Genomic DNA, 13,470 nt, shown 5'->3' with positions numbered 1-13,470 from the left:
GCCATTCCTATGAGGCTCTCGCTATGACCGCACCGACTGCAATTCGCCGACTCAACGCTGCTGACCCAGACTTCGCGCATCATCTGGATCATTTGCTGAGCTGGGAAAGTGTGTCTGACGACTCGGTCAATCAGCGGGTGCTGGACATCATCAAGGCCGTGCGTGAGCGCGGCGATGCGGCGCTGGTGGAATTCACCCAGCAGTTCGACGGCCTGCAAGTGGCGTCGATGGCCGACCTGATCCTGCCGCGCGAGCGCCTGGAACTGGCCTTGACCCGCATCACCGTGGCCCAGCGCGAAGCCCTGGAAATCGCCGTGACCCGCGTGCGCAGCTACCACGAAAAGCAGAAGCAGGACTCCTGGAGCTACACCGAAGCCGATGGCACGGTGCTGGGCCAGAAAGTCACGCCGCTGGATCGCGCGGGCCTGTACGTGCCCGGCGGCAAGGCATCCTATCCGTCTTCGGTGCTGATGAACGCAATTCCAGCCAAGGTTGCGGGTGTGACCGAGGTGGTCATGGTGGTGCCGACGCCACGGGGTGAAATCAATGAACTGGTGCTGGCCGCGGCCTGCATCGCCGGCGTCGACCGGGTGTTCACCATCGGCGGCGCACAGGCGGTTGCCGCGCTGGCCTATGGCACCGAGAGCGTACCGCGGGTCGACAAGGTGGTCGGTCCGGGCAACATCTACGTCGCCACCGCCAAGCGCCACGTGTTTGGCCAGGTCGGCATCGACATGATCGCCGGGCCTTCCGAGATCCTCGTGGTGTGCGACGGCCAGACCGATCCGGACTGGATCGCCATGGACCTGTTCTCCCAGGCCGAGCACGACGAAGACGCCCAGGCCATCCTGGTCAGCCCCGACGCCGAATTCCTCGACCGGGTGGCGGCGAGCATCAGCAAGCTGCTGCCGACCATGGAGCGGGCCGAGATCATCCAGACCTCGATCAGCGGTCGTGGCGCCCTGATCCAGGTGCGCGACATGCAACAAGCCATCGACGTGGCCAATCGCATCGCCCCGGAACACCTGGAGTTGTCCGTGGCCGACCCACAAGCCTGGCTGCCGCAGATCCGTCACGCCGGTGCGATCTTCATGGGCCGCCACACCTCCGAGGCCTTGGGCGACTATTGCGCGGGCCCTAACCACGTGTTGCCGACCTCCGGCACTGCGCGGTTCTCCTCGCCGCTGGGGGTCTACGACTTCCAGAAACGTTCGTCGATCATCTTCTGCTCCGAAGCGGGCGCCTCTGAGCTGGGCAAGACCGCCTCGGTGCTGGCCCGCGGCGAGTCGTTGACCGCTCACGCCCGCAGCGCCGAATACCGCATCGTTGCCGATCAGGAAGGGAACTGAACATGAGTAAATTCTGGAGTGCGTTCGTCAAGGACCTGGTGCCCTACGTCCCGGGCGAGCAGCCGAAGCTGACCAAACTGGTCAAGCTCAACACCAATGAAAACCCCTATGGCCCGTCGCCCAAGGCGTTGGCCGCCATGCAAGGCGAACTCAACGACAACCTGCGCCTGTACCCGGACCCCAACAGCGACCTGCTCAAGCAGGCGGTGGCCAGCTACTACGGCGTGCAAGGCAACCAGGTGTTCCTCGGCAACGGTTCCGACGAAGTCCTGGCCCACATCTTCCACGGCTTGCTGCAGCACGATAAGCCGCTGTTGTTCCCGGACATCAGCTACAGCTTCTATCCGGTCTACTGCGGTTTGTACGGCATCACGTTCGACGCGGTGCCCCTGGACGAGCAGTTCCAGATCAACCCGGCGCACTACACGCGGCCGAACGGCGGGATCATTTTTCCCAACCCGAACGCGCCGACCGGCTGCCTGCTGGCCCTGGAGGCTGTCGAGCAGATCCTCAAGGCCAGCCCGGACTCCGTGGTGGTGGTGGATGAGGCCTACATCGACTTCGGTGGTGAGACGGCCATCAGCCTGGTGGACCGATATCCCAACCTGCTGGTGACCCAGACCCTGTCCAAGTCGCGCTCGCTGGCCGGCTTGCGGGTCGGCCTGGCCGTCGGTCATTCGGACCTGATCGAAGCGCTGGAGCGGATCAAGAACAGCTTCAACTCCTACCCGCTGGATCGCCTGGCGATTGTCGGGGCCGCGGCGGCGTTCGAGGATCGGGAGTACTTCACCAACACCTGCCAGCGGGTCATCGACAGCCGTGAGCAGGTGGTCGCGCAGTTGCAGGACAAAGGCTTTGAGGTGCTGCCGTCGGCGGCCAACTTCATCTTCGCCCGTCACCCGCAGCACGACGCGGCCGCGCTGGCGGCGAAACTGCGTGAGCAAGGGGTGATTGTCCGGCACTTCAAGCAGGAGCGGATTGCCCAGTTCCTGCGGATTTCGATTGGCACGCCTGAACAGAACCAGGCACTGATCGATGGCCTTGGCGATCTCTAAAACGCTGTAAATCCTGTGGGAGCGAGCAGGCTCTCTCCCACATTGTTTTGTGGTGAGGCTTATTCGTGATGCGGCTCCCCCAGGAACGTCAGCGAACTGAACAGCCCGCGACTGTTCACATCAACGCTGTCCTTCACCGGCACTTCTACCTGCGCCGAAATCACGTTCAAGCCTTCATTGCGCACCAGCACCTGCGCCCGGCCGTTTGCATCGGTTTCAGTGCTCAAGGTATTCGGTGCGTTGCGATAATCCCCCACCAGCTTCACGCCCGCAGCGGGTTTGCCATCCAGTAACACGAGAACTGGCAGCGACGCGCCCGGCCCGACGGTCAGCGGATCGACCTCAGGCAGAATCAGCAGTTTCATTTGATCCAGCTTGGGTAGCTTTGCTCCGGACTGATAAATCGCCAGGCTGTACTTGAACGTCTGGGTCGCCTCGATGGCGCCCGGTACTCTGCTGCGTCCTTCGTTGATCCACTGGTTGTCGGCAGTCTGCGACCACATCCCATTGTCGAGCGCCACCGCCATCACGGCGGGCAGTTTGAGCGGTTGCAGGCGCGCGTGATCGGGCAGGCGCTGTACGGTCACCGGGATCATCTTTGCGCTGATGTCATAGGCCCAGGCGCCGCTGATTTTCTGCGCCTTGAAGGCATTGTCTTCGGCGCCATGGCCGTAAATGACTTCGATGTTGCCACGACGTTGTTCGGTCCACAGGCCGTGGGCCGAGACCTCGGAGGCAAACAGCAAGCCGAGCAGTAACAGGGGGTTGAGTGGGGGCATGGGGACGTCCTTTTACAGAGTGAGTGTCAGGCTGGCAGTGAAATTGCGCGGCTCGCCGGGGTTGACCCAGTAGTTGCTGTAGGAGCGCTCGAAGTATTTCTCATCGAAAATGTTGTTCAGGTTCAGACCCACCGTGATGTTGTCACTGACCTTGTAATGGGCCAGCAGGTCGACGGTGTGATACGCCGGTAACTCAAAGTCGCTACCCGCTTCACCCGAACGATCGCCGACATAAGTGAACGCGGCGCCAAGGTCCGAACCGCGCAGTCGACCGTCCTGGAACTCATAAACACCCAACAGGCTGCCACTGCGTTTGGCCACGCCGAGAATACGGCTGCCGGTGGGAATGACCTTGTCGCCCTCGGTGACTTCGGCGTCGATGTAGGCGAAGGCGCCGATCACGCGAACAGCGTCGCTGACTTGCCCGCTGACTTGCAGATCGACACCCTGACTGCGTGCCTTGCCCATGGCACGGCTGGTGTCTGTACCCGGATCGAGGGCGAGGACGTTTTCTTTTTCGATATGGAACGCGGCGAGCGTGCTGCTCAAACGGTCGTCGAACAGCTCGCTCTTGATCCCGATTTCGTAGCCGATGCCTTCTTCAGGGGCGAAGGATTTACCGGCGGCATCCAGGCCATTGTTGGGCTTGAACGAGGTCGAGGTGTTGGCGAACAGGCCAACTTCAGGTGTCAGTTGATAGAGCAAACCAGCCCGTTGGGTCAGCGCGTCGTGACGCTGATTGCGGGTGGCGCTACGAGTGTGATCGTCGATGCTCTGCTGGAAATGTTCGAAACGCACACCGAGCATGCCCCGCAGCTTGTCGGTGAAGATGATCTGGTCCTGCAGGTTCAATGCATGGCTTTCGACGTGTTCGAAAAAGTCCGTGCCAGAGCGTGCACCGTCGGGTTTTGGCTGGCCATAGACCGGTTGGTAGATGTCGATGGCGTAGGGGCTGCCGGCAATGGTCGTCACCCGTTCGTTCTTGCGGTAGTTCTCGTATTCGCTGCCGATCAGCAGTTCGTGCTGCAAACGGCCGGTGTCGAAGAAACCGCGCAGTTCCAGTTGGGTGATGCTGTCGTGCCAATCGTTGTCACGCTCGCGATAGCGGCGGTCGACGGTTTGGCCGTCGGCATTCAGCGGGCGCGACTCTGACGCGAAGCCCCAGAGTTTGCCTTCCTTGTAATGGCTGGCCAGGCGCAACTTCCAGCTGTCGCTGAGCTGATGCTCTAGAGCGGCCTGAAGCATGTTGTTGTGGTTGTCGATGTCGCCATCGTCGGGTTCGCCGAGGAATGTTGAGCGGGAGACGCCGCTCCAGGTGTTGTTGGGGGCGACGATGCCGCGATCGAAGGTCGAGCTGTGGCGGACGAATTCGCTTTCCACCAACAGGCTGGTGTCCGGGTTCAACTGCCAACTGAAGGAGGGCGCGACAAACACACGCTGGCTGTCGACGTGATCGCGGAAGCTGTGGTTGTCCTCAATGGCCAGGTTGACCCGCGACAACACGTTGCCTTGGTCATCCAGTGGCGTGTTGACGTCCAGCGCCGTGCGATAACGGTCCCAACTGCCCGCGCTGGTGTCGAGGGTTGCGAAGGCGTCGGGCTGAGGTTTCTTGGTGACGATGTTCACCGTGCCGCCTGGATCACCACGGCCGTACAGACTGGCGGCGGGACCTTTGAGCACCTCGATGCGCTCGATGTTCGCCACGTCCGGCGTGCTCGGGTAGCCACGGTTGGCGCTGAAACCGTCCTTGTAGAACTCCGACGTCGTGAAGCCGCGCACGCTGTATTCGTACAGCGTCAGGCCACCGAAGTTGTTCTGCTTCGAAACGCCGCCGGCAAAGTCCAGTGCGCGCTCGACGCTGGTGCTGCCCAGATCGTTAAGCACGCTGACGGGGACCACGCTGATCGATTGCGGGATGTCGCGGATGGCGGTGTCGGTTTTGGTCGCGCTGGCGGAGCGGGTGGCGCGGTAGCCAGGGACAGGCCCGGTGGGGGATTCATAGTCGGAAGTGACGCTGATGGCGTCCAGCTCCAACGCCTGTGATTCTTCGGCGAAGGCCGGTACTCCCAACAGCCCGAGGGCAAGACTTGCTACGGAGGCCTTTATTCGAGACGACATGTTATGTTGTTCCAATTGTCTGTATTGAAACAATATAACATGACCAATGAGAATATCTTCCATTGACCAGAAATGATCGGGTCTGGGTTATTCCACTTCTTTTTCCTTGACCGATGCCGGTGCCGGCGGCGGACGCAGGCCGATTTCTGCGGTCAGCTCGATCTCCTTGCCATTGCGGATCACCAGGATGCTGACCTTGTCAGTGGGCTTGATGCGCGCTACCTGGTTCATCGAGCGTCGGCCGTCGCCAGCCGGCTCACCGTCGATGCTCAGGATCACGTCCCCCAGTTGCAGGCCGGCTTTCTGCGCCGGGCCGTCACGGAAAATCCCCGCCACCACGATGCCTGGGCGCCCGGACAGACCAAACGACTCCGCCAGTTCCTGGCTCAAGGGTTGCACTTCAATGCCCAGCCAGCCACGAATCACCTGGCCGTGTTCGATGATCGACTTCATCACTTCCATGGCCAGCTTGATCGGAATCGCGAAGCCGATGCCCTGGGAGCCGCCGGACTTTGAGAAGATCGCCGTGTTGATGCCGGTCAGGTTGCCGTTGGCGTCCACCAGCGCGCCACCGGAGTTGCCGGGGTTGATCGCCGCGTCGGTCTGGATGAAGTCTTCGTAGTTGTTCAGCCCCAGCTGGTTGCGCCCGGTGGCGCTGATGATGCCCATGGTGACGGTCTGGCCGACGCCGAACGGGTTGCCGATGGCCAGTGCCACGTCACCCACACGGATGCTCTCCGAGCGGCCGACGGTAATCGATGGCAGGTTCTTCAGGTCGATTTTCAATACCGCCAGGTCGGTTTCCGGGTCACTGCCGATGACCCGGGCCAGGGTTTCGCGACCGTCCTTGAGCGCGACTACGATCTGGTCGGCGCCGGAGGTGACGTGGTTGTTGGTCAGCAAATAGCCTTGCGAACTCATGATCACGCCCGAGCCGAGGCTCGATTCCATACGCTTCTGCTTGGGCGCGTTATCGCCGAAGAAGCGCCGGAACTGGGGGTCTTCAAACAGCGGGTGGCTGGTCTTGTTGACCACTTTGGTGGTGTAGAGGTTGACCACCGCGGGTGCGGCGATGACCACCGCGTCCGCGTAGGACACCGGGCCTTGCTGCGTCAGAGTGGTTTGCGGGGCCTGCTGCAGGTTCACATCCAGGCTCGGAAGCCCGACCCATTGTGGGTAACGCTGGATAATCAGCAACGCAATCAGCACGCCGGCCAATAGCGGCCAGCCCAAAAAACGCAGACCCTTGAGCATTGAACAAATCCTGGGAGGTTACGAGGGGCCAACCACGGCCCATAATGTCGCGCATTATACGAGGCCGCGCGTGCCTCTGAACGGGATATTTAGGAGTCTTTTATGGCCGTTGCCCTGAGCACCCTGGTAGCAGAAGCGGATCGTTATCTTGGCAGTTCGCGGATTGCCGATTATTGCCCCAATGGCCTGCAGGTCGAGGGGCGGCCGCAAGTCATGCGTATCGTCAGCGGCGTCACGGCCAGCCAGGCCTTGCTCGATGCCGCCGTCGAAGCCGGCGCCGACCTGATCCTGGTCCACCACGGCTACTTCTGGAAGGGCGAAAACCCGTGCATCACCGGCATGAAGCAGCGTCGGCTCAAGACCCTGCTCAAGCACGACATCAGCCTGCTGGCCTATCACCTGCCGCTGGACCTGCATCCGGACGTGGGCAACAACGTGCAACTGGCCCGGCAACTGGAGATTACCGTGGAAGGCCCGCTGGACCCGGACAATGCCAAGGTGGTCGGCCTGGTCGGCTCCCTCGCCGAACCCATGACCGCCCGCGATTTTGCCCGTCACGTGCAGCAGGTCATGGGCCGCGAGCCGCTGCTGATCGAAGGTGAGCAAATGATCCGCCGAGTCGGCTGGTGCACCGGTGGCGGGCAGGGCTATATCGACCAGGCAGTACAGGCCGGCGTCGACCTGTACCTGAGCGGTGAAGCGTCTGAGCAGACCTTCCACAGCGCCCGGGAAAACGCCATCAGCTTCATCGCCGCCGGTCACCACGCCACCGAGCGCTATGGCGTACAGGCGCTGGGGGAATACCTGGCGCGCCGGTTTGCCCTGGAGCACATCTTCATCGATTGCCCCAACCCCATTTAACAGCCAAACGGGCAGGTATATTGATATACCCTTTCGATCTAGTAGGCGTCCTGATTAGAAGAGGTCGCTGTGCTAGGATTCCCCGCTCGAACACGGCCCGGTGGCCGTTCATAAGAAAGTTTTCGTGAGTAGCCATGGTCGACAAACTGACGCATCTGAAACAGCTGGAGGCGGAAAGCATCCACATCATCCGCGAGGTGGCCGCCGAGTTCGATAACCCGGTGATGCTGTACTCCATCGGTAAAGACTCCGCCGTGATGCTGCACCTGGCACGCAAGGCGTTCTTCCCGGGCAAGCTGCCGTTTCCGGTGATGCACGTCGACACCCAGTGGAAATTCCAGGAGATGTACAGCTTCCGCGACAAGATGGTCGCCGAGCTGGGCCTGGACCTGATCACCCACGTCAACCCCGACGGCGTTGCGCAGGGCATCAACCCGTTCACCCACGGCAGCGCCAAGCACACCGACATCATGAAGACCGAAGGCCTGAAACAGGCATTGGACAAGCATGGTTTCGACGCCGCCTTCGGTGGTGCGCGCCGCGATGAAGAGAAATCCCGCGCCAAGGAGCGCGTGTACTCGTTCCGCGACAGCAAGCACCGCTGGGACCCGAAAAACCAGCGCCCCGAGCTGTGGAACGTGTACAACGGCAAGGTCAACAAGGGCGAGTCGATCCGCGTCTTCCCGTTGTCGAACTGGACCGAGCTGGACATCTGGCAGTACATCTACCTGGAAGGCATCCCGATCGTGCCGCTGTACTTCGCCGCCGAACGGGACGTGATCGAGAAGAATGGCACGCTGATCATGATCGACGACGAGCGCATCCTCGAACACCTGAGCGATGAAGACAAAGCCCGCATCGTCAAAAAGAAAGTGCGTTTCCGTACCCTTGGCTGCTACCCGTTGACGGGCGCGGTGGAGTCCGAGGCCGAAAGCCTCACGGACATCATTCAGGAAATGCTCCTGACGCGAACTTCCGAGCGCCAGGGCCGTGTCATCGACCACGATGGCGCCGGCTCGATGGAAGACAAAAAACGTCAAGGTTATTTCTAAGGGGCTGTCATGTCGCATCAATCTGATTTGATCAGCGAGGACATCCTCGCCTACCTGGGCCAGCACGAACGTAAAGAGCTGCTGCGCTTCCTGACCTGCGGTAACGTCGATGACGGCAAGAGCACCCTGATCGGGCGCCTGCTGCACGACTCCAAGATGATCTACGAAGACCATCTGGAAGCCATTACCCGCGACTCGAAAAAAGTCGGCACCACCGGTGACGATATCGACCTGGCGCTGCTGGTCGACGGCCTGCAGGCCGAGCGCGAACAAGGCATCACCATCGATGTCGCGTACCGCTATTTCTCCACCGCCAAACGCAAATTCATCATTGCCGATACCCCGGGCCATGAGCAGTACACCCGCAACATGGCCACCGGTGCGTCGACCTGTGACCTGGCGATCATCCTGGTGGACGCCCGCTACGGCGTGCAGACCCAGACCCGTCGCCACAGCTTCATCGCCTCGTTGCTGGGCATCAAGCACATCGTCGTGGCCATCAACAAGATGGACCTCAAGGACTTCGACCAGGGCGTGTTCGAGTCGATCAAGGCCGACTACCTGCAGTTCGCCGAAGGCTTGAAGATGAAGCCCACCAGCATGCACTTCGTGCCGATGTCGGCCCTCAAGGGCGACAACGTGGTGAACAAGTCCGAGCGTTCGCCGTGGTACACCGGCCAGTCGCTGATGGAAATCCTCGAGACCGTGGAAGTGGCGGGCGACCGCAACTTCACCGACCTACGTTTCCCGGTGCAGTACGTTAACCGTCCCAATCTGAACTTCCGCGGTTTCGCCGGCACCCTGGCCAGCGGCATCGTCAAGAAAGGCGACGAAATCGTGGTCCTGCCGTCGGGCAAGAGCAGCCGCGTCAAATCCATCGTCACCTTCGAAGGTGAGCTGGAGCACGCCGGTCCTGGCCAGGCAGTGACCCTGACCATGGAAGACGAAATCGACATCTCCCGTGGTGACCTGTTGGTACATGCCGACAACGTGCCGCCGGTGACCGACAGCTTCGAAGCCATGCTGGTGTGGATGGCTGAAGAGCCGATGCTGCCGGGCAAGAAGTACGACATCAAGCGCGCCACCAGCTACGTGCCGGGCTCCATTGCCAGCATCGTCAACAAGGTCGACGTCAACACCTTGGAAGAAGGTCCGGCCAGTGCGTTGCAGTTGAACGAAATCGGCAAGGTCAGGATCGCGCTCGATGCGCCGATTGCCCTCGACGGTTACGAAAGCAACCGCACCACCGGCGCGTTCATCATCATCGACCGCTTGACCAACGGCACCGTGGGCGCCGGCATGATCGTCGCCCAGCCGGTAGCGCATGGCAGTGCTACCCACCATGGCAAACTGGCGCACGTGGCCACCGAAGAACGTGCCCAGCGCTTCGGCCAGCAGCCAGCCACGGTGTTGTTCAGCGGCTTGTCGGGCGCGGGCAAGAGCACCCTGGCCTATGCGGTCGAGCGCAAGTTGTTCGACATGGGCCGTGCGGTGTTCGTGCTCGATGGCCAGAACCTGCGTCACGACCTTAACAAAGGCCTGCCGCAGGATCGCGCCGGGCGTACCGAGAACTGGCGTCGTGCGGCGCATGTCGCGCGGCAGTTCAACGAAGCCGGCCTGCTGACCCTGGCCGCTTTCGTGGCGCCGAGTTCCGAAGGCCGTGAGCAGGCCAAGGACCTGATCGGCAAGGACCGTCTGCTGACGGTCTACGTCCAGGCTTCGCCGGCGGTCTGCGCCGAACGTGACCCACAAGGCTTGTATGCGGCGGCCGGGGACAACATCCCGGGCGAGTCCTTCCCGTACGACGTGCCGCTGGACGCCGACCTGGTGGTCGACACCCAGGCCCTGTCGCTGGAAGACAGCGTCAAGCAGGTGCTGGATCTGCTGCGTAGCCGCGGCGCGATCTAAGCGTTCGCCGGTCATGAAAAACCCGCCGATGAGTGATCATCGGCGGGTTTTTTATGTGTGGTCGACTCGCCCCCACAGGGGTCAGTGGTGCTTTGGATACTCGCGATGCATCTGCCCCAACAACGCATCCTTGTCTTCCCACAGCTGGTTGATCCAGCCCTGGAACTGCAGGCGGTAGGCGCCATCCTGCTCGTAGTTCTTGCCGATGAACTGCGGCGGGATCGGCAGCTCCTGGAAATGCACCACCACCTCCCTGACGTTGCCGCACAGCAGGTCCCAGAAACCCGGGCGCCCGGCCGGGTAGTGGATGGTCACATTGACGATCGATTGCAGTTGTTCGCCCATGGCATCCAGCACAAAGGCTATCCCGCCGGCCTTGGGCTTGAGCAGGTAGCGGAACGGCGATTGCTGCTGCTTGTGCTTGGCCTCGGTGAAGCGTGTGCCCTCGGCGAAGTTGAACATGCCCACCGGATTGTTGCGAAACTTCGCACAGGTCTTACGGGTGGTTTCCAGGTCCTTGCCTTTCTTCTCCGGGTGTTTCTCCAGGTAGGCCTTGGAGTAGCGCTTCATGAACGGAAAGCCCAGGGCCCACCAGGCCAGGCCGATCACCGGCACCCAGATCAGCTCCTGCTTGAGGAAAAATTTCAGCGGACGGATTTTTCGGTTCAACAGGTACTGCAGGACCATGATGTCGACCCAGCTCTGGTGGTTGCTGGTGATCAGGTACGAGTGCTGGTAGTCCAGCCCTTCGAGACCGCTGAGGTGCCAGCGGGTGCGGCAGACCAACTGCATCCAGGCCTTGTTGTTGCTGATCCAGGCCTCATGGGTGTGGTTCATCAGCCAGGCGGTGAAGCGCTGGGTGAGGGCGAACGGCAGGACCTTGAAGATCGCCACGCAAAACAGGAACGAACACAACAACAGGGTGTTGAGTGCCAGTAGCAGCGCAGCGATCACGCCACGCACGGCGCCAGGGAGAAAATCCAGCATTTAGAGATCCATCGGTCGGTTGGCGGCCTGAATCGCGGTCAGGGCAATGGTGTAGACGATGTCGTCGACCTGCGCACCGCGTGGCAAGTCGTTCACCGGTTTGCGCAGGCCTTGCAGCATCGGACCGAGGCTGACGCAATCGGCACTGCGCTGCACGGCCTTGTGGGTGGTGTTGCCACTGTTGAGGTCGGGGAAAATGAACACCGTGGCGCGCCCGGCCACCGGGCTGTTGGGGGCCAGTTGCCGCGCGACGGCTTCGTTGGCGGCGGCGTCGTACTGCAGCGGCCCGTCGATCAGCAGGGCGTTTTGCGCTTCGTGGGCCAACAGCGTGGCCTCGCGCACCTTCTCCACTTCTTCGCCGCTGGCCGAGTCGCCGCTGGAGTAGCTGAGCATCGCCACCCGTGGCGTGATGCCGAAGGCGGCGGCGGAGTCGGCGCTTTGCAGGGCGATCTCCGCCAGCTCGCTGGCGCTGGGGTGCGGGTTCATGATGCAGTCGCCGTAGACCAGCACTTCCTCTGGAAACAGCATGAAGAACACCGAGGACACCAGGGTGCAGCCCGGCGCGGTTTTAATCAGTTGCAGGGCGGGGCGGATGGTATTGGCGGTGGAGTGAATGACCCCGGACACCAGCCCGTCGACCTCGTCCAGTGCCAGCATCATGGTGCCAATCACCACGGTGTCTTCCAGTTGCTGCTCGGCCATCGGCGCATTGAGGCTCTTGGTCTTGCGCAGGGCAACCATCGGTTCGACATAGCGGTCGCGGATCAGGTCCGGGTCGAGAATCTCCAGGCCCGGGGGCAACTCGATGCCCTGAGCACGCGCCACGGCCTCGACGTCCGCCGGTTTGGCCAGCAACACGCAACGGGCAATGCCGCGGGCCTGACAGATGGCCGCTGCCTGCACGGTCAAGGGCTCGCTGCCTTCGGGCAGGACGATGCGCTTGTTGGCCGCCTGGGCGCGCTGAATCAACTGGTAGCGGAACACCGCAGGTGACAGGCGCATTTCCCGCGGCGTGCCGCAGCGCTGGTGCAGCCAATTGGCATCCAGGTGACTGGCGACGAAGTCGGTAATGATTTCCGCGCGTTCGCGGTCGTCGATCGGGATTTCCTTGTTCAGGCCGTTCAACTGGTTGGCGGTGTCGTAGGAGCCAGTGCTTACCGACAGCACCGGCAAGCCGGCCTGCAATGCCCCGCGGCACAGGTCCATGATGCGCGGGTCGGGCAGGGTGTCACTGGTCAGCAGCAGGCCGGCCAGCGGCACGCCGTTCATCGCTGCCAGGCTGACCGCCAGGATGATGTCGTCGCGATCACCTGGGGTCACCACCAGCACGCCGGGCTTGAGCAACTCCACGGTGTTGCGCATGGTCCGCGCACAAATGATGATCTTGGTCATGCGCCGGGTTTCGAAGTCGCCGGCATTGAGCACTTGCGCGCCCATCAGGTCGGCCACGTCGCGGGTGCGCGGGGCGTTGAGCTCCGGCTGGAACGGGATGCAGCCGAGCAATCGGAAATCACCGCTGCGCAGCAATGGCGAGTGTTCTTTCAGGCGCGCGGCGAAGGCCTCCATGCTTTCCTCGGTCTTGACCTTGTTGAGGATCACGCCGAGGACTTTCGGGTCTTTCGGGCCGCCGAACAGTTGCGCCTGCAACTCGACGCGCCCGGACAGCTCGGTGAGCACTTCGTTTTCCGGCGCCGAGACCAGGATCACCTCGGCATCCAGGCTTTTGGCCAGGTGCAGGTTGACCCGGGCGGCATAGCTGGCGCTGCGGGTCGGCACCATGCCTTCGACGATCAGCACGTCCTTGCCGATGGCGGCTTGCTGGTACAGGGTGATGATTTCTTCCAGCAACTCGTCCAGTTGGCCGTCCCCCAGCATCCGTTCGACATGGGCCAAGCCCAGCGGCTGGGGCGGTTTCAGGCCATGGGTACGGGCCACCAGTTCGGTGGAGCGTTCCGGCCCGGTGTCACCGGGGTGCGGTTGGGCAATCGGTTTGAAAAAGCCGACTTTCAACCCTGCTCGTTCCAGGGTGCGCACCAGCCCGAGGCTGATGGAAGTCAGGCCTACACCAAAATCGGTGGGTGCGATAAAAAAAGTTTGCATGCGGATT

10 protein-coding genes are annotated in these 13,470 nt (G+C 61.9%); 5 read left to right on the top strand and 5 right to left on the bottom strand.

What is annotated here, in order from left to right:
* The first annotated feature begins 23 nt into the window (after positions 1–23).
* Together hisD and hisC are read left to right on the top strand one after the other, a co-directional pair.
* A complete protein-coding gene (gene hisD / locus AACY45_RS12300) occupies positions 24–1,349 on the top strand; it encodes a histidinol dehydrogenase (RefSeq protein ID WP_339545726.1) in 1,326 nt (441 codons plus the stop codon).
* A 2-nt stretch (positions 1,350–1,351) separates the two neighbouring features.
* Positions 1,352–2,404, top strand: coding sequence for a histidinol-phosphate transaminase (gene hisC / locus AACY45_RS12295; RefSeq protein ID WP_339545725.1), 1,053 nt, complete (start codon positions 1,352–1,354; stop codon positions 2,402–2,404).
* Positions 2,405–2,463: 59 nt separating this feature from the next.
* Here the strand turns inward: hisC and AACY45_RS12290 are convergent, their stop codons facing one another.
* From AACY45_RS12290 to algW, 3 genes are all read right to left on the bottom strand, one after another.
* Positions 2,464–3,183 (bottom strand): DUF4198 domain-containing protein, encoded by a 720-nt coding sequence (locus AACY45_RS12290; RefSeq protein ID WP_339545724.1) that lies wholly within the window; start codon positions 3,181–3,183, stop codon positions 2,464–2,466.
* A gap of 12 nt (positions 3,184–3,195) precedes the next feature.
* Positions 3,196–5,301, bottom strand: a complete 2,106-nt coding sequence (locus AACY45_RS12285; protein WP_339545723.1) for a TonB-dependent siderophore receptor — start codon at positions 5,299–5,301, stop codon at positions 3,196–3,198.
* A gap of 87 nt (positions 5,302–5,388) precedes the next feature.
* A complete protein-coding gene (gene algW, locus AACY45_RS12280; RefSeq protein WP_339545721.1) occupies positions 5,389–6,555 on the bottom strand; it encodes a Do family serine endopeptidase AlgW in 1,167 nt (388 codons plus the stop codon).
* A gap of 102 nt (positions 6,556–6,657) precedes the next feature.
* Here algW and AACY45_RS12275 point away from each other — a divergent pair, with 102 nt between their 5' ends.
* From AACY45_RS12275 to cysN, 3 genes are all read left to right on the top strand, one after another.
* On the top strand, positions 6,658–7,416 hold the full coding sequence (locus tag AACY45_RS12275) for a Nif3-like dinuclear metal center hexameric protein (RefSeq protein WP_339545719.1): 759 nt from the start codon (positions 6,658–6,660) through the stop codon (positions 7,414–7,416).
* Between the two features lie 134 nt (positions 7,417–7,550).
* Entirely contained in the window at positions 7,551–8,468 is a 918-nt protein-coding gene (gene cysD, locus AACY45_RS12270) for a sulfate adenylyltransferase subunit CysD (RefSeq protein WP_339545718.1), read from the top strand.
* A gap of 9 nt (positions 8,469–8,477) precedes the next feature.
* A complete protein-coding gene (gene cysN, locus AACY45_RS12265; RefSeq protein WP_339545717.1) occupies positions 8,478–10,376 on the top strand; it encodes a sulfate adenylyltransferase subunit CysN in 1,899 nt (632 codons plus the stop codon).
* A gap of 81 nt (positions 10,377–10,457) precedes the next feature.
* Here the strand turns inward: cysN and AACY45_RS12260 are convergent, their stop codons facing one another.
* Both AACY45_RS12260 and pta read right to left on the bottom strand, forming a co-directional pair.
* Positions 10,458–11,363 (bottom strand): acyltransferase, encoded by a 906-nt coding sequence (locus AACY45_RS12260; RefSeq protein ID WP_339545716.1) that lies wholly within the window; start codon positions 11,361–11,363, stop codon positions 10,458–10,460.
* Entirely contained in the window at positions 11,364–13,463 is a 2,100-nt protein-coding gene (pta, locus tag AACY45_RS12255; protein ID WP_339545715.1) for a phosphate acetyltransferase, read from the bottom strand. It abuts the gene before it with no gap.
* Between the last annotated feature and the right edge of the window lie 7 nt (positions 13,464–13,470).

Origin of the sequence: Pseudomonas sp. RA_35y_Pfl2_P32, assembly GCF_963970735.1 — a bacterium.
Lineage (GTDB): Bacteria > Pseudomonadota > Gammaproteobacteria > Pseudomonadales > Pseudomonadaceae > Aquipseudomonas.
This window is presented reverse-complemented; position numbering and strand designations above follow the sequence as displayed.

Bases quoted from the DNA above. Each gene is read 5' to 3' on its own strand.
- hisD (WP_339545726.1), top strand. From the start codon at position 24: ATGACCGCACCGACTGCAATTCGCCGACTCAACGCTGCTGACCCAGAC.
- hisC (WP_339545725.1), top strand. From the start codon at position 1,352: ATGAGTAAATTCTGGAGTGCGTTCGTCAAGGACCTGGTGCCCTACGTC.
- AACY45_RS12290 (WP_339545724.1), bottom strand. From the start codon at position 3,183: ATGCCCCCACTCAACCCCCTGTTACTGCTCGGCTTGCTGTTTGCCTCC.
- AACY45_RS12285 (WP_339545723.1), bottom strand. From the start codon at position 5,301: ATGTCGTCTCGAATAAAGGCCTCCGTAGCAAGTCTTGCCCTCGGGCTG.
- algW (WP_339545721.1), bottom strand. From the start codon at position 6,555: ATGCTCAAGGGTCTGCGTTTTTTGGGCTGGCCGCTATTGGCCGGCGTG.
- AACY45_RS12275 (WP_339545719.1), top strand. From the start codon at position 6,658: ATGGCCGTTGCCCTGAGCACCCTGGTAGCAGAAGCGGATCGTTATCTT.
- cysD (WP_339545718.1), top strand. From the start codon at position 7,551: ATGGTCGACAAACTGACGCATCTGAAACAGCTGGAGGCGGAAAGCATC.
- cysN (WP_339545717.1), top strand. From the start codon at position 8,478: ATGTCGCATCAATCTGATTTGATCAGCGAGGACATCCTCGCCTACCTG.
- AACY45_RS12260 (WP_339545716.1), bottom strand. From the start codon at position 11,363: ATGCTGGATTTTCTCCCTGGCGCCGTGCGTGGCGTGATCGCTGCGCTG.
- pta (WP_339545715.1), bottom strand. From the start codon at position 13,463: ATGCAAACTTTTTTTATCGCACCCACCGATTTTGGTGTAGGCCTGACT.